Source organism: Vibrio neptunius (assembly GCA_019339365.1).
GTDB lineage: Bacteria > Pseudomonadota > Gammaproteobacteria > Enterobacterales > Vibrionaceae > Vibrio > Vibrio neptunius.
Genome location: CP079859.1, coordinates 2771372 through 2793289, shown reverse-complemented (window position 1 = coordinate 2793289; position 21918 = coordinate 2771372). Strand labels below are relative to the sequence as shown.

Here is a 21918-nt window from a genome sequence, read left to right as displayed (position 1 = left end):
GGGAGCAAACCTAGCAGAGATTAAGTGCTGAAAGGCGGTGATTCTGAGCGATTTTAGGGTATTCAACGGATTAATATCAAACGTGTGGTTTTCCAACCTTATGCTTGATGAATGTTCGCTCTATCTGGGGGAAGGGGGCGTAGGATAATTTTACCGCGCACAATGGCAAATACGCAGGCTTAAAATGCTAATTTTACCGATAAAAACGCCGCTGTATTAGCGGCGTTTGCTATTTAGATCAATCGGTAGTCGTTTGACTGGAACGAATCCAAACACTGACTGCGCCATCTCATTGGGTTCAATAGGGTCACTAGATGGCTTTTCGAATAATCCTTTGCGCGGGATTGGTGCTACTGCATGTTTGCAATCCAAATGAAATCACGTTGTTGTTGGTCGCCGGCTCTAAACATTGTGCTGTGCCTTGAGCTTGTATACCGCCATCACTATTTAGCTCCCATGCTTGGTTCGAGCCATAGTGGCAATTTTGTGTGCTGAGATTGCCATTTGAGTACTCTAAACATTGTCCATTTATCTTAATGCTGTTGTGTTGAGCGAGGGTAAATTGCTGGTTTGCATTCGTTTTGCTACAAGTACCAGTCGTAACCGTGCCGCCATTTGCCACTATGCATTGACCTTTAAACGTGCTTTTGTGCAGAACCAGTTGTGCCTTCAATGGGGTGGCTGGCCGCGTAAACTTCTGTCTAATCTGGTCGTTATTACATATCTGCAGTGTGACGTTACTACCACTGCCATCCACTTCCAGACAGAGTGCCTCTCCTTTGTCGTTGTTCATAAAGCTCTGAATTGAACCATTGTTCTTCAACATCCATTTCTGGTTGGCACCACCATGGCAGTTATAAGAGATGACTTTCTCGCCGACAGCCGCATTTCCTTTGAAAACATCTAGGCATAAGTTACCGACTTTTAGCGTATCATTTGGGCCAGCTTGAAATTGCTGAGTGGCATTGTTTGAGTTGCAATTGGTCGCGATCAGGCGGCTTAAATCCTGTATCGGGCCATCCAGTGCTAAGCATCGATTGTTATGGCTAGTTGAACTCAACAACACTTGAGTCGCTGTCGGGTCACCAACCAAACTGCGATTATCCCACTGTGCTGATGAGTTTTGACAATCTGTGGCGCTAAATTGTTTGTCATTGACTATTAAACACTGGCCAGTGCTGCGGTTTTTGATCTGCTTCGCTCCCCCAGGCCACGCTTGTGAGAACACCCAATGGCTGTCGGTGCTAGAGCCGTCAGTGCTGGTGGTGACGCCCATCGAGTAACTGTGCTTCAGGTACTGGTTGTATGGCGTACGTTTTATCTGATAGGTATTAAAGTTACCTGAGATGTCTCCGGACAAGTTGGCAGTGAATTGAGGCACTAACATGTAACCTTGAGGGAACTCGGGGTGTATCGAGTTAATATTATAGGTTTTAAAAGGAAGCGCTTTACCCGCCAGTTCATTGACCGGCCGGATGTAATCGACTAGGGAGATGGACTCAAGCATAGTCTTGATAGAATTGAGATAAGCTCGAACTTCACCATAGGCGACATTAAAACGTTGATTTCGCCATGATTCACATTCTCGTTTCAACTGGTCGACTTTCGATTTATAACTCCCCGTGCCTTCCATATCAGAGACATTAAACTTAACGGAACTGGCTGGTCCATAGTCTTCAGCACTGGCCCACACACGAGTGCCTATGATGAAAGTTCCGTGTCGATTCTTGCCTGATTGAAAATGTCTGAATCGAGTGTGGCACTGTCCAACGACACTTTTGCGGTATTGGTAAAGCTTTGAGGCGCCAACATTGTTAATCGCAACAGAAAGGAAGTTACTGTCTGGCCGTAGGGTGACGGTTAAACCGAGATTGGCAAGTGCTTCAGCCACTGTGCTAGTGCCAACTCTCTCAGCTAATAGATTCTTGAATCTAGAGTAGGCATCTCGGCCCAGTTCGCATCCTGCTCTATTATTACGCCACGTCATCAAGTCTTCACTCGGCCATGATTGGTCTGCGGCGGTTTTCATTGCAGCGTAATCCATTTGGCCATAGTTCGCGGCTGACGGAGTCGCCATCATGTTGATCGCGTTATTATTCCACGCATAACCGCCTCGTTGTGCACAATAGGCGTTGTATTCTAAGTTGTGGGCAAATGCGAGTATCTTAGAATGGAGCATGGCAATGACGGCGTCATTTTTTATCGCTCTGTATTTGTTGCCTGAACGACCAGAAGTTGAATTCAAAAAGTAGTTGATCGTTCCACCAAGCTTTTCAGCAACAGAATCGTATTTTCTATATCCTTCTTTATGTGCGGAATAGTCACTTTGATCAATGATCTTAGTTTTGATGTAGTTTCTATTGTTAGTAATTTCAATTTTGGCTTCACCAAACAAGTTATACTCTTCAAGTGTTGATACTCTTTGATCAAACTCCTGTAAGCAACCAACCAACTCGGCATCCGGTGCGTTGGTTTTCTCTTCGGTAAAACCTCTCAGCCACAACGAAGCAAAAGGGAAAACCTTTTCGGCGGTCGAAAGCTGTAACAAGGATAAACTAGTCGTAATAATCTGGTTGGCGGTCAGTATTGCGACACCACCGCCGTCATATCCCGTCGTGGGGTTAGAGCCAGCTTGGCGATTGACGTAGGCACCGCATTTATCTGATAGCTGAGCCATAGCTGGTGTAGAGATGCTCAAGGCTAGCGCTGTTAAGCTAAGCGCGTTTATGTTTTTTATTTTCAAAGTTATGTTCCTTGATATTATATTTTTCTGATGAAATTGCTCGTTTACTTCTTAAATTTCAATCACTTAATTATTAGTCGCCTCCTGTTTTTTAGCCCAAAATTACATGGTAAATATGACGCCATACCCCTATCTAGCGTTTAAATGAGTCATAGAAAGATTCTCATATCATCGGCTTGATAAATTAACGATAGGGTATGTAATTTCGTATTTTGTCTATGCGATAAAATTTATAACTGCCAATTATTTCTCAATAATAAGACTGTGGTTAAATAAATATGAATACAACTAAATATCACCATAATCTATCCAATGTCACATTTCATAAATTGGAATGATATGTTGTTTTCTTTATTTTCTAATTACAATCACTGGTCGGTCCAAAATATTAGTAGGTGTTAAATTAGTATTTGTTTTTAACTAGGCTTATTAAATGGGATGTCGAATCAGTACTCAGATTATTGTTCAAGATGTTCATTGCTCGATGAGCTTAAAATACCCGATGTTTCGATTTCAGTTATCGTTGTAATAAAGACGTTTGTGATCATCGCTGCTCTTTTTCACCGACAGAATCTCGAACTATGAGGACCATTACACTCAGCATGGGGACATGAACAAAGCGAGCATCAAGCTCGCTTTGATAGTGATCAGCGGCCAACCAGTGAGTCAATAACTTGATGGAGACTGATGGTCCCGGAGATGTGCTCCAGTTGTGAATCTTCTGCAAAAGCAATGTGGCCTGAGTTGAGCCCTTGTGTCATTTCAATGAATCCAGCTAAGGCTTGGGGGGAAAACTTATTCTGTGACACCGCTTGTGGCCAATCGGATTCGGCAATGGTGGCTGCCTCAATCGGCACGTTTACTTTGGTGGTTAAATGCGCTGCGACGTCATTTGGTGAATAGCTGCTAGGGCCTTCAAGATTGATCACTCGGATACCGTTCCAATCTTCGCAAAGCGTGCTAGCCGCTATTTTGCCAATGTCAGAGGTCGCGATCATAGGCAGCTTGCGGTCTGTAGGAGAGAGAAAACTAGGCAGTTGGCCTTGTTCTAAAGCGACGGTTAAGAGCGGTGCCCAGTTTTCCATGAAGTAGGCCGCACGCAAGAATGCTACCGCAGCGCCGCTATCTTTTAACGCCGTCTCGAGGAGGCGATTCATCGCGATCCAGCCGGTATTGGTCGGTTGGTCTGCACCGATTGAAGATAATACGACCACTTTTGGCAACTTGGCTTTGTTTACGGCTTGTGCAATACACTGCGCCATCAGTTCAGCCTGCGTAAACAGTGTGTGTGACTGGTATTGTGGCGGACTGACAATATAAGCTCCGTCAGCGCCGGTAAATGCCTTAGCGAGATCCGACGAGTGACTCAGATCAGCGACAGCGACTTCGGCTCCTAGGTTTATCCATTCCTGTGCTTTTGATGCATCGCGTACTATGACTCTCACCCGATGATTGGCGTTTAGCAATGTTTTGGCAGCGGCCGAACCTGTGCGTCCAGTCGCACCCGTGATCACATATAACTTACTCGTATTCATAGACTTTTTCCTGTTAAGCGTAACGTAGACTTTGATATAGGAATGGTATAGATTTGCTCAACATAATTGAAATGCATGTAGGATATAACCAGTATGCAAAAAGCGGATGTCTACCAGGTCGATTTGAATTTACTCAAATTGTTTGATGCCCTGATCAAAGAAGGCAGCGTCACTCAGGCTGGTGCTCGGCTTGGTTTGAGTCAACCTGCGGCGAGCCGGGGTTTAGGACGTTTACGCCATGTTTTAAATGACAGGATTATCGTACGAACGGCGAAAGGGTGGGAACTGACACCAAGAGCTTTAGCCTTATCGTCTCAGGTGGCTAAGTTACTAGATGACGCACGTGCAATTGTTGTCCCTGCTGAGTTTTCACCAGAAACAGCATCTGGCCAATTTAGCATCGCCACGGCCGATCACTTGGCATTTCTGTGGATGCCAGAAGTGATAAAAATGTTTGCTTGTTTAGCACCGAAAATGGACTTAATTGTGCCTCCATCAACGCGTGATAATGTTGATCTTATTGCTCAAGGAGAGGCCGATCTGGCAATCGGTCTGTTTGAAAATTTGCCAGCAAGGTTTTATAGCCGACGACTGTATGATGAAGACTACGTATGTGTTGTTCGTCAGGGGCATACTGTTGCTAGCCAGCCACTGACGCTAGATAACTACGTGGCTATGTCCCATGTGTCGGTAATTATTACGGGGCACGGACACAGTGCTGTAGATGTCGCGTTAAAGCAGCATGGACTGACTCGAAGGGTGGTTGCTAAAGTCCCCCATTTTCTCGTGGCTTTTAACATCGTGGCCGACAGTGACTTGATATTGACAACCCCCCGTCAGTTAGCCAACAAAATGGCCAAAACAATGCCAATTAAACTACTTGAATTACCGATAAACTTACCTTCATTTAGCCCTACAATGATATGGCATGAAAAACTGCACTATGATCCTGCCCATGTTTGGCTGCGCAACAAAATCTTAGAGGTCTGTCAGCAAACGGTTTAGGGTTAGCCGTTAAGCGGGCACACATCCTTGATCAAATCGACAGCCACCCAAGTTAATTGCAGGTAATGGTCAGGCTCGTTATGGCGGTTAATGCTCCAGTTCGTCTTCCCAAGCGGCTGCCCAATCTCTCAAAGGGTCGAGTGTTTGCATCAGAGAGTAGCCGAGTGGGGTCAGTGTGTAGCCTTGTTCTGTTTTGCAGACGAGCTTTGCTTCTGAAAGCTGCTTAATTCTGCTGTTCAAAACAGAAGGAGACATTCCTTCGCACTGGCTTTGCAACGCTCTAAAGGTTAATGGCTTTGCGTTGAGTTCCCATAGAATTCTCATATTCCATTTCCTTCCGAGCAAATCAAATACAGCCATAATCGCTATACCAGATGTGGAGCCTCGAACCGGTGTGTTTGGTATTGGTGTCTTCATTTCTCTTGCGCTTCTAAATTAGTAGCGTTATAGTTTGCTACGAAATAAGTAGCATTTTACAATTTAACTCATCGTAAAGCGAGGCAGAGATGTATTTGGTTGATCTAAATTTCACAGACATGAGCAAGATTACTCCAGCGTTGACGGAGCAGCATAAAAAATACTTGGAGCAGCAGTATCAGTCGAATCTACTGATGTTTGGTGGTAGAAAAGTGCCAAGAACGGGTGGTTTATTGATTTCGGCCCATCCAACCAAGGAAGAACTGGTCGACGTATTAGCGTCAGACCCATTTATCCAAAGTGGTGCAGCCAGTTACGTTATTACGGAGTTTATTCCTGTAATGGCCAGCGAAAGATACGCCGATATCGTTGAGCGGGTGGGGCCTTAAGTATACCAATTCAGACTTGATCTGACAGTTACCCACTTTTCGTCTCGGTGCCTGTCAGATTATATCTACCAATAGCGGGGTAGCCATTATTAGGGCTGTTGATTTAATTACATTATTCACAGGGTATAAAGGTGGTGTTAATCGGATTGGTCGCCATGATACGCTCGACAATGGTACGGTGGAACAGAATGTAAGCTGCCTCATTCACTTTCCTATCTCCAACTTGCCTTTTTTCGTCATTAATTCGCCGTCTGTGTTGACTAATTCGTGGTTGACCGGCGAGCCATTTTTACGGTGTACACATGGGGTGCGTGGCTTATCCTTGCCTTCGTTCTTGGCATTGGCACAGCCGCCATTTGCATTAACTGTTACAGCCATGATGCACCTTAAGTCATTGAAAGAGATGAGAGTAATGATATTAATTTGTGTGCACATTAATCTAACTGAAAGACCAGTGATAATGCATTATTTAACCTTTAAATTAACCAAATTAATGATTATTGACTGCATGTCTCAAAATCGAATGACACTCTGTTGTGTTTCTTAGTGAAATTTAGCCACTTTGCGATTCAGGTGAATGGAGGACGTATTGTTTGCCCAGTTTTAGCTTGTCAGTGATTGCTTACTTTCGACATAATAACCCTTAATACTATTTGAACCTTGAATGTATGTTTGATAGCGTAACCGACTGTTAAATATAAGATATTGGAGTTCTTTTGCTGAGTTTTATAACAGTAGCGCTTCACTATCTAAGCTGTTTTACCGATGTGTTCACTGAGTGAGATAAGTCAGCTTGATGAATGCTTTAAGGATCGATAGATGCGTTTTCCCTTAACTACATTAGCTGTATCTGTGGCGCTTATTGCCGGGTGCAGTTCCCAAGGAGTGCAAACTGTGGCTCAACCTTCTCAATTAGAATTTGCAGTACAGCAAGTTCCGGCTCCCGTTGCTAAAAAAGAACCCTATGCGCTTAATCATCACGGTGAGCGTCGTATAGATAATTACTACTGGATGCGTGACGATGAACGAAAAGATGCCGAGATATTGGCGCATCTCGAAAAAGAAAATCAATACACGGATTCGGTGTTAAAACACACTGAGCAGCGACAGGAAAAGTTATTCCAAGAGATTAAAGGACGTATCGCAAAAGATGACAGTTCAGTGCCTGTAAGAGAAGGAAGTTATTTCTATTCGAACCAAGTATCTGGCGACAATGAGTACCCTATCTACCAGCGTGCCAAAGATTTCTCAGGGACAGATAAGACCGTCATTTTAGACGTTAACGAGTTGGCGAAAGAGCATGAGTTTTTCAGCACTGGTGGTTTGTATGTTAGCCCGAATGAGAATTTGCTGGCGTATGGAGAAGATACCTTAAGCCGCCGTATTTACACTATTCGAGTCAAAGATATTGCCACAGGCGAGTATCTCAATGATGAAGTGGAAGGGGCATCGAGCGGTGTGGCTTGGCAAAATGACAACCAAGCGTTTTACTATATTAAGAAAGACCCTCAGACATTGCTGGGTTACCAAGTTTATCGACATGTGTTAGGAACGCCACAAAGCAGCGATGCGTTGATTTATCAAGAAGATGATAGTGCGTATTACATGTCGTTAGGCAAGAGTAAAGATGGCGACCAAGTCTATATCTTCCACTCAAGTACGGAGACAAGCGGGGTCTCTGTTATTGATGCCAATGATCCCGAAGCTAAGGCACAACCTTTCTACCCAAGAGAAGAAGGCATTGAGTACAGTATCGCCAAGCTCGGCGACTGGTACTATATCTACACCAATTATCAGGCTGTGAACTTTCGTTTAATGAAGGTACATAAAGATCAGGTTAATGACCGTTCAAAATGGCAGGATGTTATTGCCGCAGATAATCAAACTCAACTGGTCGATTTCACCTTGTTTAAAGACCATTTAGTGTATGAGCAGCGCAAAGAGGGCTTAACCACGGTTAAGGTGCGTCAGCTTTCCACGGGCAAGGAGTTTCCATTAGTCTTTAACGACACAGCCTTTGCCGCTTATATGACTGGCAACCTAGAGCTCGATAATTCAAAAGTTCGGATTTATTACAGTAGCCTTACCACGCCAGGCACTTATTATGATTTTGACCTTAACTCCGGTGAATCTGCAATCATGAAGCAAACGCCAGTGCTGGGTGATTTTGATGCTGATGACTATCAATCAGAACGTATTATGATCACCGCTCGAGATGGTCAGCAAGTGCCGGTTTCGCTGGTTTACCGCAAGGATAAATTCAAAAAAAGACGGCACGAATCCTATCTATCAATACGGTTATGGTTCATACGGTCACACCATAGATCCTACGTTTCGCTCAGCGCGGCTGAGTTTGTTGGATCGCGGATTCGTCTATGCCATTGCCCATATCCGTGGTTCAGAGATGTTAGGAAGACCTTGGTATGAAGACGGTAAAAAGTTAACCAAGCAGAATACGTTTAATGACTTTATCGATGTCACCAAAGGTTTAACGGAAGCTGGCTATGGTGCAGAAGATAAAGTGTTTGCTGTCGGTGGTTCGGCGGGAGGCCTACTGATGGGGGCGGTTATCAATCAGGCGCCTGAGCTGTATCGAGGTATCGCTGCTCATGTTCCGTTTGTCGACGTGGTCACAACCATGCTGGACGAGTCTATTCCACTGACAACCAATGAATACGACGAATGGGGTAACCCGAACGACAAGCAATACTACGATTACATGCTGAGCTACTCACCTTACGACAATGTCAAAGCGCAGAGCTACCCGAACATGTTAGTGACAACAGGCCTGCATGATTCGCAAGTTCAGTATTTTGAGCCAATGAAATGGGTGGCGAAATTGCGTGAATTGAAAACGGATAACAACGTGCTGCTGTTTAAAACAGACATGGAGGCAGGTCATGGTGGTGCATCTGGTCGCTTTAAGCGTTTACGAGAAGATGCATTGGAATACGCTTTTTTCTTAGATTTGCTCAGCGAAGAGTAAAAATTGACCAAGTCATCGAAATGCCCGCGTTACGCGGGCATTTTTGTTCGCACAGCAAAGTTAACAAAAATAGGGCATTGCAACTAACCTTCTCATATATAAACAAAAATAGTTCTAGATAAACCCTGAATTACCCAGCCTGTTTTTTGTTGGAATTATTCACGGTTCTGATGTTTGGTTGATTTTCTCGATTGATTTACAGAACAAAGATCACCACTCTACCTGCCGCCAAGAGTAGAGGTATCACTCTGGCTGATAAAACACGAAAACTAACAACGTAGAGTTATATAATGAAAAAAATCATCACCTTGTTGTCTATCTCGGTGCCTTTGACCGCTATTGCGGACAATACAGGCATAGATGCGTTTATGACGGATTTTCACGCCAATCCGCAAAAAGTCATGGATGCGTTACCAGAGAAAGAAGGAGACGAATATCAAACCATGAGCGCTGAGGATCTTGAGCGTTTCAGAGAGCAAATGCGCGAAACGGTTATGGAAAGAGCGGAGCCAGTTATTGCTCCTCGATTCTCTGCAAACCTCAACAACGACAACCCAGCTCGTTTGGTTGATGTCGGTAATGCGCTGATTCGTAATCTGGTTGAATTGGATAACGCTGCACCAGATTCGAAGTATCTGGATGTTCAGCCTTGGTCTGATACTTACTGGCCTCTGTACTCTGGTGCAGCGGCTTGGCGCTACTCTGACCGTGAACTTTATGCGTCAGATTGGCAGGAATACTACGACTTTTCACACACTATCAAACCGCTAGAGAGTTACTCGAATGAGCAGCGCCACTTGCTCTCTCCGGCAGAAAAGTATGATTTGTTGGTTGGCGATAAAAACTTTACGCTGACCAAGCGTTCGTGGGATTCAGGTAAAGGTTACTATGAGTCTCAGGGCAAAGTAGAGCGCTGGATGGGGCTTTGTCATGGCTGGGCAGCCGCGGCTTACATGCTTCCTCGTCCTGAAAAGTCGATTACAGTGCCTGATGCAAACGGAGAGATGCTCAAATTCTATCCGTCAGACGTCAAAGCTCTAGGCACACTGCTTTGGGCAGAAGCGCCGTTCAATACACGTTTTATTGGTGGTCGCTGTAATATTAAGGATCCTGAAAAAGACGAAAATGGCCGTGTTATCGAACCTGACTGTGTCGACAACAACCCGGCAAGCTGGCACTTATCCGTACTAAACCAGATCGGTATTACTGGTCGTAGCATGATTATGGATGCGACATACGATTACCAAGTATGGAACCAGCCTATTCTTGGTTATCAGGTTAAATACTTTAACCCAGAGACCAACCGTTCATCAGGCAATCCAGCCGATGTGACTATCGCGATGGCGGACTACAAAAAAGATAAGTTCACCCAGTATCGTGCATCACGTGCTGTCTCAGTCGTTGGTGTACAGATGGTAGTTGATTACATGGTAGAGACGAATCCAACTCATCGAAACTACGACAAGCCTAAGCTTGATGGTGTCTCGCGAGTGACGTATTACTACGACCTAGAAATTGACGCGCAAGGCAATGTCATCGGAGGCGAGTGGTATCAGAATCGTCATCCTGATTTCCTTTGGACACCGACCCCTGAAGCGGTAGCGAAGTCTTATTATGATGGCAGTGGTGAATGGGATGTGACTCAGCCAATTCCACAGAGCTGGCAAGACCGAGCGCCTAAAGCGTCTCGTTACACTCAACCTATGACTTCTGTGGTTTCAGCTTTGTTTAGCGCGGCTTCAGGCGACGAACAACCAGCCGAGCAATGGAAGCAAATTGCTACTCAGGGTAGCCAGTGTCTGGACGTTGAAGGAAGTTCTGCGACACCAGGAGCACGAGTGTATGGCTGGAGCTGTCACAGCGGTGATAACCAATTATGGCAGCTGACAGCTGAAGGCAAGATGATCAGCAAGGTAGCACCAGGTTTGTGTCTGGATCAGCAAGGGACAAGTATCACTATGGAAACGTGTAGCCAGCGCCCGAATCAGACATGGAGAATGGAAAATGGCCAGCTGAAAAATAGTGTTGATAACGCTTTGAAATGGAACTCCAATAGCTGGTTGGTCCAAGCTGATGTTGACGGCAGTCAGTGGTCTTGGAAATAAGACACTAAAACAGTAACTATGTTCTCCTGACTAAAGAGCCCGCTTGCGGGCTCTTTTTTTTATCCGATTATTGTAGGCAGCTGCCTTCAAATGACCAGTACCAATAGTTACTGTAAGGATCGGCGCCCCAGTTGGTTTGGGTAGCGATAAAGCGGTTCCCGTAGGACTGCACCTGAGTGCCTTGTGGGTAATAGTAATACGGTGACCATTCTTCTAAGTTAGCACACAAGTCCTGTGGTTCTGGTGTCGGTTGTTCGAGATAGGCACTAACGCCAACATAAGCATCTGAAGCGCTACGTGCACCTGTGACCATCACATAAACATCGGCATTCTCGACACCGCTGAAACCACAATATTCATTGTTATCACGGTTGGTGGACGCACAATCATGATCCGACAGTGAAGCAGGACGATTTATCGCAACATACATATCAACATTGCCATAACCGTTATAGGTTTGTACCCAGATATCCTCAGAGGGGGCATTCTTCAGCACGAAGTGTTGCACGTCATTACCCGCTGATTGAATCGCACTTGGCGTATTGAGTTGTAGGCTAACGATATCGGGATTCGGTGTCGGTTCAGGATCTGGCTGTCCAGCCGAACATTGTGTCACCTGAATCCCCACCTGAGCGAACGCATGGTTTACCGCCGAAGTGTCGTACCCCAGCTCATTAGCTGCTTTACAGACCCCTTCTGCACCTTGCTGAAAATCAGAGTTTGGTCGCCAGTAAAGCTGGTTAGCTGTGGCATAGGCAATAAACGCTTTTTTGATGTCCCAGTTTGAGCTGGTGGCAAGATGATAAAATGCCTTGTTGAAGACACCAGAACTATGGTGGACGTCAATACCATTGTAATACTGGTTGATATGGTCAATGGAGACGCCGTCTTTGCTTGGCTGAATAAAGTAACGCATGGCATCAGAGTACTTCATGACATGTTCGCCCATTTTCCAGTTGAAGCTACCGTGCACGTACTGGCTGAGTGCGGCCGCAGCGACATCAGAAAAGGACTCATTCATCCCACCCGACATACCACGGTATTCCAGCCCTGAGTTCTGCTCGGTAAAACCATGGCTGACTTCATGCGCAATCACATCCCATGTGGCCAGTGGATACATTGATTGGTTACCATCACCAAAGGTCATTTGGCGACCATCCCAGAACGCGTTGCCGTAGTTGGAGCCATAGTGCACACGCATGGTCAGTTTCTGGCGAATAGGTCGGGTGTTGAGCCAATCCATGTACATATCGAAAACGCGCTGACCGAAGTAGTGTGCGTCATTCATCGGCGCATAGGCACCGTTTACGCTACGGTAGTTGTTGACGTTACAGTCAAACTGATGAACTTGCCCACCGTATTGCTGATTGTTCATGTTGAGTGTGATGACATTTGGGCTATCCATTTGGCAGTATTGGTTGACTTCAAAGCCGCCATATTGGGTTTTGGGTCCGAAGTAGTAGCGGCCACTTTTCCTATTGCCGCCCGGTCCTTCGGCTTCAATGAAAGCAATCCCTTCCCATCGATCAAGCACGTCACCAGATTTGGCATCGACAAGCGTAATCGGCCTTGAAGGGCCCATTCCACTCATTTGAATAAAGTCGACTTTGTAGACCAAACGAGCGATATCTTGCTCATCTTGCCAGATCATGAGTTCTGCGTTTGGGTCGCGAATCGCTTGAGAGGCAAAACCTTGGCTATTGCCTTTTGCCAGCTCTATCGCTTGCTTCGCGTTGAGCATGGGTAAGGTAGAACCAATATCGGCGTCAATGTCGGTTAGGACTGAGCCATCAACTGGTGTCACTGTTCCTTGAGCGGAAACCTGAGCAACTAAAGACTGGCCGTAAACCGGTACACCATAATGCAGTTGTTGTTTGCGAAGTAGTGTTTGCGGGCCTGCTTTAACACGACTGGCATCCTGATACGCCAGAGGCTGGTTAGGTGCTGAAAATGCCCGTGCAGTTGGCGGATTGAGGACCTGAGAAAGGTCAACTTGCGAGTAGTCAACAACGTTGGCAGCTTGAGAAGCGAATGCCATTGGAAACAGCATCAGTAAATTAGCGTTACGCATACTTCACCTTTGGAATTATTTTTCAATTGATTGGGGTAAAAAGTGCGTGCTTAGAGTAGTGATACGTCGCTAAAAACGTAAATGCAATTGATTTTATATGATGAGTGGGTGCAAAACATTTAAACGTTTCTATGGTAAATGAGATGCCGATTCGAGAATTGATCATTCCCATTTTATGTTGGGAGCGATTTGGTCGTGTTCGCGCCAGATGTTACATATTAAAAAAACAAAAAGCCCAAAATGGACATTATATTTAACCTTTTAATTCATTGCCTTAAGTTTAAATTAACCCTTTGTATTATTTTGTGTTGATTCGCTACTTCAGCTTACTAACAGATGAGCTTAGCTGTATAAGGTTTGGCGTTCATCCATTGTCAAAATAGATTTAGATTAATTTACTTTCCTGTAGACCGGCCTGAGTGTATTACTTGAGTCGTTTTTTTAATTGTCTGAATTTGCCGACAAACTCATACAATCTGCGGATGTATTTGGTGAGCGAGTACGTTGTATGATTTTCGGAACTTAATAATCTCAGGGTAGTCAGATGGCTACACATAAAAATCATTGGAAGTAAAGCATGGCTAAACGTTGGCTTTTGTCTGCTGCGAGCATCGCGCTGCTCGGCGGTGGCGCGTATTTTTATCTACAATCTTCTGCTCAGCCGGAGGTGATGCCGACCTTGGTTGTGGAGAAAGGTACAATCGAGAAGGAAGCCGTGGCGGTAGGTAAAATTGTTCCAGCACACTCGGTGTCCATTAAATCGCAGATCGACGGTATTGTCGGAGAGATTTACGCTCAGGTCGGAGAGAACGTCAAACAGGGACAGGCGCTTATTAAAGTGCGCCCAAACCCTACGCCAAAAGCATTGACCGATGCGTCTACAGAGTTGATGAGCAGTGAGGCGGCGTTGGAGTCAGCGAAACAAAAATTGGTGAACTTAGAAAGTCTGGTTAAGCAAAATATTATTCCAAGCAACTACGATGATTACGTTAGCGCGCGATCAGAAGTCAAATCGGCACAAGCAACGGTACTGCAAAAACGTCAAAACCTTGAACTGATTCAAAGTGGTGAAGCATCGATAGGCGATGCTCGTCTGACGTCGACCATTTATGCGCCGATTGATGGCACGGTGTTGAACCGAAAAGTGGAAGTAGGCGAGCCGATTATTTCGACGGAATCGAGTCAGGCCGCCACGGAAATGATGTCTCTCGCAGACATGAATAGCTTGATCTTTAAAGGTAGTGTGAGTGAACATGACGCTGCGCAACTGACCTCGGGTATGCCGGTTGTCATCACCGTAGCGCCTTATCCTGATCTTCAAATTGAAGGGGTACTGACTAAGGTGGCCATTCAGTCGGAAAACCTAAACTCCCCACAGGACACGTCGACAGCCAAAAGTTTCGATAACGGTTTTGAAGTTGAGGTGGGTGAGTTAAACATTCCCCAAGACGTGACATTACGTTCGGGATTCTCTTCTACAGCAAAGATCACGCTCAAAAAATCTGAAAATGTACTGACTTTGCCAGAGCGAGCACTGCAATTTGAAGGTGACATGCCAAATGTATTAATCCCTGATGACTCTGAGCGCGGGTACCACAAACAGCAGGTCAAGCTTGGCTTATCTGACGGTATCAATGTTGAAGTTTTGCAAGGTGTTGAACTTGGAGAAGCTATTCTCGATAGCAGTATGGTGGGAGCCTCTCATGGTTAAACGTCACCTGTCATTGATTGGTTGCACTTTACTGTTGACGACCTTGAGCTTCCCCAGCTCTGCCATTTCGATTGAACAAGCGTGGAAGCAAGCGAAACAGAGTGATCCCGATTACGAGAAAGCCAAGATTGGCGTTCAAATCGGTGAGGTCGGGGTTGCTTCCAGCCGCAGTTCGATACTGCCTTCTTTGAGTGCGACGGCGTCATCAAACTGGAATGAAGACAGTGACAACACCAATACCTACGGTGCAACGTTATCTCAAACACTATGGGACAGCAGCCTTTGGTCTGACTTAGATGAAGCACAAGCCAACTACCTGAGAACGGAGCTTGAGCTATCTCAGGCTCACAATGAACTAGCCCAGAAGCTATTGGCGACCTATCTTGATCTTGCGAGTGCACAAGGCGACCTTCAATTGGCGAAAAATAAGCTAGAAGAAGGTAATAAACTGCTAAAGATTATCGAAAAACGTTACCAGGCTGGTAAGGTCAAATCGATTGATGTGGAGGAAATTCGGGCCACTCTGGTGACCGATAAAGCGGGTATCCTCAGCGCACAGGCGCAGTTAGAAGAGAAAAGAGCAGAGCTGGGGGCACTGATCAATCAGATGCCCGAGCGTGTGGATCAAATTCGTACCGACAACCTGATTCAGCCTCCAATGCTGGTTGCATCCCAAGAACAATGGCTTAAATTGGCGAAAGACAGTAGCCCAGAGTTGTTAGTTGCCGCGCAGAAGGTCAAAGCCAGCGAGTTTGCACGCCAATCAGCGCAAGGCGGTTATTACCCAACGTTAAAAGGCAATGTTGGCTACAGCGACGATGACAAATATTCTAACGGCGAGTTTAATGCTGGGCTCACCTTGAGTGTGCCGATTGATCTCAACGGTGCGACACGTGCTAAGGTCGACCAAGCGTCTCTGAATATATTGAGTGCTAAGCAGGACTTGCGCAGGGTTGAAATTGATATTCAGAAACGCATTGTCCAGCAGTTTACTCAGGTTGATATCAACTGGAATCAGGTTCTGATGGCCAATGAGGTGGTCGCGTCTCGTGCAAAGGTTTTGAGCAGTAAGGAGAAACTCTACGATGCTGGACTTCTGGAAGCATCGGAAGTGATTGATGCTCATAACAATCTGTTTGATGCGAAGAACCGTTTGCAAAACAACCTATATAACTACTGGCGGCAACGAGTGGGTTTGCTACAAACGGCTGGCAAGCTCGATGACAATACGATGGCTCTCATCTCTCAGGCCTTTCATTCATGAGTAGCTTGCTTCAGCAAACCTGGCAGACGCTGATCGCGCATCGGATGAAAAGCATTCTGGCGATCATTGCCATCGCCTGGGGTGTGATCTCTGTGGTAGTGCTGATAGCACTTGGTGAAGGCTTCTACCGCCATCAAAGTCAGTCTTTTTCATTTATGATCAACAACGTGCAGGTGGTTTTCCCGTCTCAAACTACTAAGCCTTGGCAAGGGTTACCAGCGCGTCGTGAAATTGCTATTCCACAAGATAAAGTCGAGATGATTAAGCAATCGGGCTTTGTTAACGACGTCGCATCTGTGTATGCCAAGTGGGATGCCAGTGTCACCAACATCAAAGGGCAAAACTTAGCTCGCGCAGTGAGTGGCATTGACCCTGCTTACTTTACTCTTGCGCAGCGTAAGCTTCAGACGGGCTCTCGCAATATTTCACCGAGTGACATTGCAAGCCACACTCGCGTTGCTGTGTTGGGCGATCAGATTGCCCAAATGGGGGGATTGGGATTGGTGAGGAGGTCAAAGTCAATGGCATTCCTTTCTTGGTTATTGGTGTACTCAGTGATGAAGACACTGGCATTTCTTTTGGTGATAGCCGCAGAGTTTTCATCCCGCAAACCACCTATCGCGACCTATGGAACGCTAAACCTTGGATGCTATTGATGAAACCAGTTGATGGCATGGACTCTGCCTCGTTTCGAGAGCGTATTGTGCGCTTTTACGCTAAGCAGCTTCACTTTGACCCAAGCGATAAAGACGCGGTGTACATGCCTGATATGAGTGAGGGGGCGGCCGTGATCAGTGGCATATTGCGCGGAATTCAAATATTTCTTGGCGCTAGCGGTGCGATGACGATGGCGGTAGGAGCACTTGGCGTGGCGAACATTATGTTCCTGTCAGTCACCGAACGAACCCGAGAGATCGGTGTGCGATTGGCGATAGGGGCAACTCAAGCATCAGTACTGAGCCAGTTTATCATTGAAGGGCTAATACTGGTCGCCGTTGGAACGGCTATAGGTTTAACCATCTCGTTTGCAGTGGTTGCGCTACTGGGCACTCTAGCATTACCAGAGTGGATTGGCTCACCAGTGATTACCCCCGATTCGATTGCATTATCGTTACTGGTTACCGTGATCTTAGCGTTAATGGCGTCTTACTTTCCCGCAAGAAGAGCATCGCGTCTGACTCCGGTGTTAGCGTTGAGTGCGAGGGCCTAAATGATGTTGCTACCAATGAGACAGATTTTTCAAGAAATGGCAGCAGAGAAGCTGAGGCTGGGGTTAACAATCCTAGCGGTTGCTTGGGCGACTTTGTGTATTGCCGCCATGTTGGCTGTAGGGGAGGGCATCCGCCAAGGAGTGTTGAAAACTGCGCAAAATGGTAATGGCAATCTGATTTACCTGACAGGTGGTATGGCAACGGTAGATTATGGCGTGTTCCATCAAGGTAAACCACTAACGCTCAAAATCGATGATTCCGATGTGGTCAGCGCGCTGCCGGAAGTCAACGCTGTAGCGCCGACAGCACTGTGGGACGAGCGTATTACGGTCGGCGATCGCGGCACATGGCGAGAGCCACTTGCCGTCACCACTGACTTTCGAGCTATGGCTAACCTTGCTCTGCTTCCGGGTGGGCGTTGGCTTAATTCGCTTGATCAGAAAGAGCAACGCAAAGTCGTGGTGCTCGGTTACTCATTGGCGGCTGATTTGTTTAACCCTGAAGATGAGTTTCACTGGTTTGCGACCGTGAAACTGAAAGTCAATCCGGTTGGAGAAAAGGTCAAAATTGGTAGTGAAGAGTTCACCGTAGTGGGGGTACTGAAAAAAAACAGTGCTGATATCGAGCAGGACGAGCCAATCAATTATTCCAGTTTTGTCCCGCTCTCTACCTGGCAGCGCTTCCATACTAGTGGTGATATAGCCGGTATCAACGTACAACCAAAAAGTGGTGTCGATAGAGTTCAGTTAGCGGCAACGATTCGTCAGGTGATTGCACGCAAGCATGGTGCCAGTGTGACTGATCAGCAGATTGTTCAAGTAGAAGATATGTTTTTAAAGCAGAAAAGCATGCAGCAGTTTCTCGTTGGCTTGCAGAGCTTTCTTGGCATCATTGGTTTTGTCACGCTCGCGGTAGCGGGCGTCGGTATTGCCAATGTGATGTACGCGACGGTGAAACGTTCAACCCGAGATATTGGTGTGCGAATGGCTGTGGGCGCGACACCGACGGCGATTCGGCTCCACTATTTAGTTCAGTCGCTGATGACGATGGTGATGGGCGGAGCGCTGGGGCTTGCCGTCACTTACGCATTGGTATCGGCGATGGGTTCTGTCAGTCTAGAAGGTAATGTTTTTTATGAACGTTTAGGCAAACCTGTCCCAGAGCTTTCTTGGGTTGTGGTGGCAATTGTGATTGCTACTCTGGTTGTCATCGGCGTGGCGTCAGCGTGGTTGCCAGCGAATCGCGCCGCTAAGGTGACACCTATGGAGGCGTTACAAAGTGAATGATGTGAGCAAAAAATCAGGAGTCATTATGTCAGATAATGCATTGGTTCAACTGACGAATCTTTGTAAGTATTACTCAAGCGGTGAAGTCGAAGTTCGTGCATTAGATGGCGTAGAACTGACGATTGAGCAAGGGGAATTTCTCTCCATTCTCGGCCCTTCAGGTTCGGGAAAGTCGACTCTGATGAATATGCTCGGCTGCTTAGATAAACCAACCAATGGCGACTATTTGCTTGATGGGCAGAACGTAGCAGCACTGAGTGCCAATGAATTAGCGGGAATACGCAACCAGAAAATCGGGTTTGTTTTTCAAAGCTTCAACCTGCTTGAATACGCCACGGCGCTTGATAATGTCGCGTTGCCTTTAGTGTATTCAGGTATAAAAGCCAAAGAACGTCGCCAGCGTGCGGCCAAACTGCTTGAGCAGGTTGGGCTGGGCGATCGCCTCGATCATAAACCGAATCAGTTGTCTGGTGGCCAAAAACAGCGTGTTGCGATTGCGCGAGCACTGGTGAACGATCCGCAGATTATTTTGGCAGATGAGCCAACCGGGGCTCTCGATTCCAAGTCAGGTGCTGAAATCGAAGCTTTGTTTAACCAGTTACATGCGCAAGGACGAACCTTGATTATCGTTACGCATGACAATGCGCTGGCTGAACGCACCAAACGCATTATTACGATTAAGGATGGTAAGGTCATATCAGACAGGCAGCCTGTTTCAGACGTTGCATAAAAAAGCGAGCCATTCGGCTCGCGTTGCTTAATTTTCATGTGGTGGAGATAAGGTGTGATTAATGGCATGAGATTGATGAGCACGGTGCCACTCCTCAAGCTTTTTACGAGTTTCCCTCGAGGAAGGCTGATTGAGGCAGTGCTCAGTCACACACTGATAGTGCTGAATGAGCTTGTCACTGGCCTGCACCGATTGTTCAGAAATGTCGGTTGTCGCTTGCTTCAGGCGTTTGGTCTTCGCTTTGTCGAATACTGATGTCATGGCGCTCTCCTTAGCTGATTTTATACACGTTGACGCGATTCAAAGCGCAGTCAGGTAGGTAAAGGGTTTGATTGTGCGCATGAAGAAGGTAGGGCATCCATAGTTCGCCTTTGCTTGGGTCAGCGCCAAATCCACTAAAGCTATCGATAAACTGGCCTTGTTGATCGAAGACTTTAATCGCGCGGTTGACCAAATCTGATACAAACAATTTACCCTCATCAAAATCGATGCTGGTTGGCAGCAAGAAGTTGTCGTTATCTGTGCCGTAACCTTGTTGGCCAAAACTGCCTACGTATTTGTCATGACGGTCATAAATGACGACTCGGTTGTTGTTCTGATCGGTAATGTATTTTTGCCCGTCTGGCGTGATAGTAATGTCCGTTGGGGTAAAGAAATCTTGGTCACCGTGGCCTTTTTGACCAAAGGTACTCACTAGGCCGGCAATTCCCTGAGCGTTTAATCGCCAACGGCAAATACGGTTGTTGCCAGAGTCAGCGACGTAGATATCTCGACTGATCGGATCCACCGCGATCCCTTGAGGTTTAAACAGTTGCCAGTCGGCGTGACCTAACCCCCCAAAGTAGCTGAAAGGCACCAATTCGCCGATCAATTCGTTGTATTGGTAAATGGTAATAATGCCGCTGATATAGTTACTTACAACCAGTAACGGGAGATCAGGGTTAAGCTGTCCAATTAAGGGCGTGACAGGCGTAAGCGAGCAGATACCCAAAGAACCAGGAAGAAGCGGTAAGCTGCCCGGTCTTGCCGCATCGGGGTGGCTGCGTTCTGTTGCTTGAAGCTGATAGTTACCGGCATCGACTAACCAAAGCAGTTGGTCTGGGTCATCAAACTGGTCGCCTAGGAAGATGCGCACCCAGGTTTGTTGCCACCTTTGCGTCCATTCGAGCTGCGTGCTCAATGTCATCGACACCCAGGATGGTGCATCGAGCTGATGGATTGAGTTGAGCCATTTATCTTGCTGCTGGAAGTGTTGATCCCACCATTCGCTGACCAAAGGGTACTGGCTGGTATATCCACCTTGCGCGGTTGGTGAGGTATCACCGGCAACCGAAGTCACAAAATGAAGCTGGCCTTTTCGAACCCGCTCATCACCTAACTGGTCGATCACTAACGTCGTTGTTGGTTGTTCTGGTGATAAGTCGGACCAATTCACTTTATGAATTTGTAGTGAAGCGAGAATGGGCTCAGTGATCAGTAATACGTCCTGATGCATCTTAGTGACCTGAATCGGTGAGAAGAACCCACTCAAACTGCCTGAGAAGTGCCCTTCAATATCGTAAACCGCAACGGAGTACGGCTTCGCCCCCGGTATGAGTATGCGGTTGTCGATGATTGACACATCTCGAGCAAGGTCGATATCGTCTAGGTACGTTTTTCCGCTGGAAAATGGGACTGGGTTTCCATCCCAGTCACAGCGAACCACAGTAGAGAACCCAGTATTCGCAACATATAAGTGTCCATTGTTATCGCAGCTAAGGCCCTGTGGCCACAGAAAATGCACCGGTTGCTGTGCATTGACAACGTTAATATCCCTTAGCCAGTTTCCATTTTCGTCGAACACGACCAAACGGCTTTCGTTGTCAGGCCCTTCGTAAAATTCATCAGCAACACATAGTTTCCCCTCATAAAACGCGAGTCCATTAGGTCCTTCGAGATGAACGGGGTCACCGGCACCGAAGCGGTGAATGGATCGAATGTTGAGCGCTTGATTGTATTCAAGGATATGGATGCGTTTGTTGGCGATGTCACTGACATAAATCCATGGTTTTTCTGGGTGAGGAAGAAGGCGAAAAGGCATATTAAACTGTTGGCTACCACTTCCCACCGAGCCGAAACTGGCGAGTAACTTTTTCATTTTTCTATCAAACACCAACAAACGATTGTGTGCCGTGTCTGCTAGCCAGATGCGGCCGAAGCGATCGATGCAATTGCCTACTGGCGTATTAAGAGAAACGTTTCCTGCCGTTCGGCAGGGGAGGTTGGGCAAGTGGGTGACCTGCTTGCCAATATAGGTATGATACGCGATTCCCATGGTTCTAGCCTTTTGACGTGATTGTTATGTAATCAAATTAATAACTCTAGCAGTCAAAAATGACAGTTCCACATTACGATTTAGATTACCTAATGGTCTTGTAATTGGAGTAATGTTTTTGCAGGTTAGGTTAAATTGTGCTCAGAGTGTT

The 21918-nt window shown here is 46.4% G+C and carries 14 protein-coding genes and 2 pseudogenes; 9 read left to right on the top strand and 7 right to left on the bottom strand.

Going from position 1 to position 21918, the window contains the following annotated elements:
- Positions 1-310: 310 nt before the first annotated feature.
- Positions 311-2743, bottom strand: a complete 2433-nt coding sequence (locus KW548_13115) for a ricin-type beta-trefoil lectin domain protein (protein ID QXX06058.1) — start codon at positions 2741-2743, stop codon at positions 311-313.
- 647 nt (positions 2744-3390) lie between these two features.
- Positions 3391-4278, bottom strand: a complete 888-nt coding sequence (locus tag KW548_13110) for an NAD(P)H-binding protein (GenBank protein QXX06057.1) — start codon at positions 4276-4278, stop codon at positions 3391-3393.
- A 93-nt stretch (positions 4279-4371) separates the two neighbouring features.
- Here KW548_13110 and KW548_13105 point away from each other — a divergent pair, with 93 nt between their 5' ends.
- Entirely contained in the window at positions 4372-5283 is a 912-nt protein-coding gene (locus tag KW548_13105; protein QXX06056.1) for a LysR family transcriptional regulator, read from the top strand.
- A gap of 87 nt (positions 5284-5370) precedes the next feature.
- On the opposite strand, the gene KW548_13100 is transcribed toward KW548_13105, so the two are convergent.
- The gene (locus KW548_13100) at positions 5371-5643 is read right to left on the bottom strand and encodes a helix-turn-helix transcriptional regulator (GenBank protein QXX06055.1); all 273 of its coding nucleotides are present in this window, start codon (positions 5641-5643) and stop codon (positions 5371-5373) included.
- A 146-nt stretch (positions 5644-5789) separates the two neighbouring features.
- Between KW548_13100 and KW548_13095 the strand changes: the two genes are divergently transcribed.
- The gene (locus tag KW548_13095; GenBank protein QXX06054.1) at positions 5790-6089 is read left to right on the top strand and encodes a YciI family protein; all 300 of its coding nucleotides are present in this window, start codon (positions 5790-5792) and stop codon (positions 6087-6089) included.
- Positions 6090-6293: 204 nt separating this feature from the next.
- Here KW548_13095 and KW548_13090 read toward each other — a convergent pair whose 3' ends face one another.
- Positions 6294-6467, bottom strand: coding sequence for a hypothetical protein (locus tag KW548_13090; GenBank protein ID QXX06053.1), 174 nt, complete (start codon positions 6465-6467; stop codon positions 6294-6296).
- Between the two features lie 441 nt (positions 6468-6908).
- Between KW548_13090 and KW548_13085 the strand changes: the two are divergent.
- Positions 6909-9075: pseudogene (locus tag KW548_13085) on the top strand (S9 family peptidase).
- A gap of 290 nt (positions 9076-9365) precedes the next feature.
- A complete protein-coding gene (locus KW548_13080) occupies positions 9366-11180 on the top strand; it encodes a ricin-type beta-trefoil lectin domain protein (GenBank protein ID QXX06052.1) in 1815 nt (604 codons plus the stop codon).
- Positions 11181-11247: 67 nt separating this feature from the next.
- On the opposite strand, the gene KW548_13075 is transcribed toward KW548_13080, so the two are convergent.
- Complete coding sequence (locus KW548_13075; GenBank protein ID QXX06051.1) at positions 11248-13251, bottom strand: M4 family metallopeptidase; 2004 nt, start codon at positions 13249-13251, stop codon at positions 11248-11250.
- A 577-nt stretch (positions 13252-13828) separates the two neighbouring features.
- Between KW548_13075 and KW548_13070 the strand changes: the two genes are divergently transcribed.
- The 5 genes and pseudogenes from KW548_13070 (at position 13829) to KW548_13050 (ending at position 19453) form a co-directional block, all read left to right on the top strand.
- Positions 13829-14962 (top strand): efflux RND transporter periplasmic adaptor subunit, encoded by a 1134-nt coding sequence (locus KW548_13070; GenBank protein QXX06050.1) that lies wholly within the window; start codon positions 13829-13831, stop codon positions 14960-14962.
- Positions 14955-16226 (top strand): TolC family protein, encoded by a 1272-nt coding sequence (locus tag KW548_13065; protein ID QXX06049.1) that lies wholly within the window; start codon positions 14955-14957, stop codon positions 16224-16226. Before KW548_13070 ends, KW548_13065 begins: the two co-directional genes overlap by 8 nt.
- A pseudogene (locus KW548_13060) lies at positions 16223-17436 on the top strand (ABC transporter permease). The gene KW548_13065 and the pseudogene KW548_13060 overlap by 4 nt, the downstream one beginning before the upstream one ends.
- 3 nt (positions 17437-17439) lie before the next feature.
- Positions 17440-18723 (top strand): ABC transporter permease, encoded by a 1284-nt coding sequence (locus tag KW548_13055; protein QXX08069.1) that lies wholly within the window; start codon positions 17440-17442, stop codon positions 18721-18723.
- 25 nt (positions 18724-18748) lie between these two features.
- Entirely contained in the window at positions 18749-19453 is a 705-nt protein-coding gene (locus tag KW548_13050) for an ABC transporter ATP-binding protein (protein QXX06048.1), read from the top strand.
- A gap of 27 nt (positions 19454-19480) precedes the next feature.
- Here the strand turns inward: KW548_13050 and KW548_13045 are convergent, their stop codons facing one another.
- Both KW548_13045 and KW548_13040 read right to left on the bottom strand, forming a co-directional pair.
- A complete protein-coding gene (locus KW548_13045; protein ID QXX06047.1) occupies positions 19481-19714 on the bottom strand; it encodes a hypothetical protein in 234 nt (77 codons plus the stop codon).
- A 10-nt stretch (positions 19715-19724) separates the two neighbouring features.
- Positions 19725-21767: a hypothetical protein gene (locus tag KW548_13040; GenBank protein QXX06046.1), complete on the bottom strand. Its 2043-nt coding sequence runs from the start codon at positions 21765-21767 to the stop codon at positions 19725-19727.
- Positions 21768-21918 lie beyond the last annotated feature (151 nt).

What these genes read in the sequence shown, in the direction of transcription:
- KW548_13070 (QXX06050.1), top strand. Translation starts at nt 13,829, where the DNA reads ATGGCTAAACGTTGGCTTTTGTCTGCTGCGAGCATCGCGCTGCTCGGC.
- KW548_13080 (QXX06052.1), top strand. Translation starts at nt 9,366, where the DNA reads ATGAAAAAAATCATCACCTTGTTGTCTATCTCGGTGCCTTTGACCGCT.
- KW548_13050 (QXX06048.1), top strand. Translation starts at nt 18,749, where the DNA reads ATGTCAGATAATGCATTGGTTCAACTGACGAATCTTTGTAAGTATTAC.
- KW548_13090 (QXX06053.1), bottom strand. Translation starts at nt 6,467, where the DNA reads ATGGCTGTAACAGTTAATGCAAATGGCGGCTGTGCCAATGCCAAGAAC.
- KW548_13110 (QXX06057.1), bottom strand. Translation starts at nt 4,278, where the DNA reads ATGAATACGAGTAAGTTATATGTGATCACGGGTGCGACTGGACGCACA.
- KW548_13040 (QXX06046.1), bottom strand. Translation starts at nt 21,767, where the DNA reads ATGGGAATCGCGTATCATACCTATATTGGCAAGCAGGTCACCCACTTG.
- KW548_13095 (QXX06054.1), top strand. Translation starts at nt 5,790, where the DNA reads ATGTATTTGGTTGATCTAAATTTCACAGACATGAGCAAGATTACTCCA.
- KW548_13045 (QXX06047.1), bottom strand. Translation starts at nt 19,714, where the DNA reads ATGACATCAGTATTCGACAAAGCGAAGACCAAACGCCTGAAGCAAGCG.
- KW548_13075 (QXX06051.1), bottom strand. Translation starts at nt 13,251, where the DNA reads ATGCGTAACGCTAATTTACTGATGCTGTTTCCAATGGCATTCGCTTCT.
- KW548_13065 (QXX06049.1), top strand. Translation starts at nt 14,955, where the DNA reads ATGGTTAAACGTCACCTGTCATTGATTGGTTGCACTTTACTGTTGACG.
- KW548_13100 (QXX06055.1), bottom strand. Translation starts at nt 5,643, where the DNA reads ATGGCTGTATTTGATTTGCTCGGAAGGAAATGGAATATGAGAATTCTA.
- KW548_13105 (QXX06056.1), top strand. Translation starts at nt 4,372, where the DNA reads ATGCAAAAAGCGGATGTCTACCAGGTCGATTTGAATTTACTCAAATTG.
- KW548_13055 (QXX08069.1), top strand. Translation starts at nt 17,440, where the DNA reads ATGTTGCTACCAATGAGACAGATTTTTCAAGAAATGGCAGCAGAGAAG.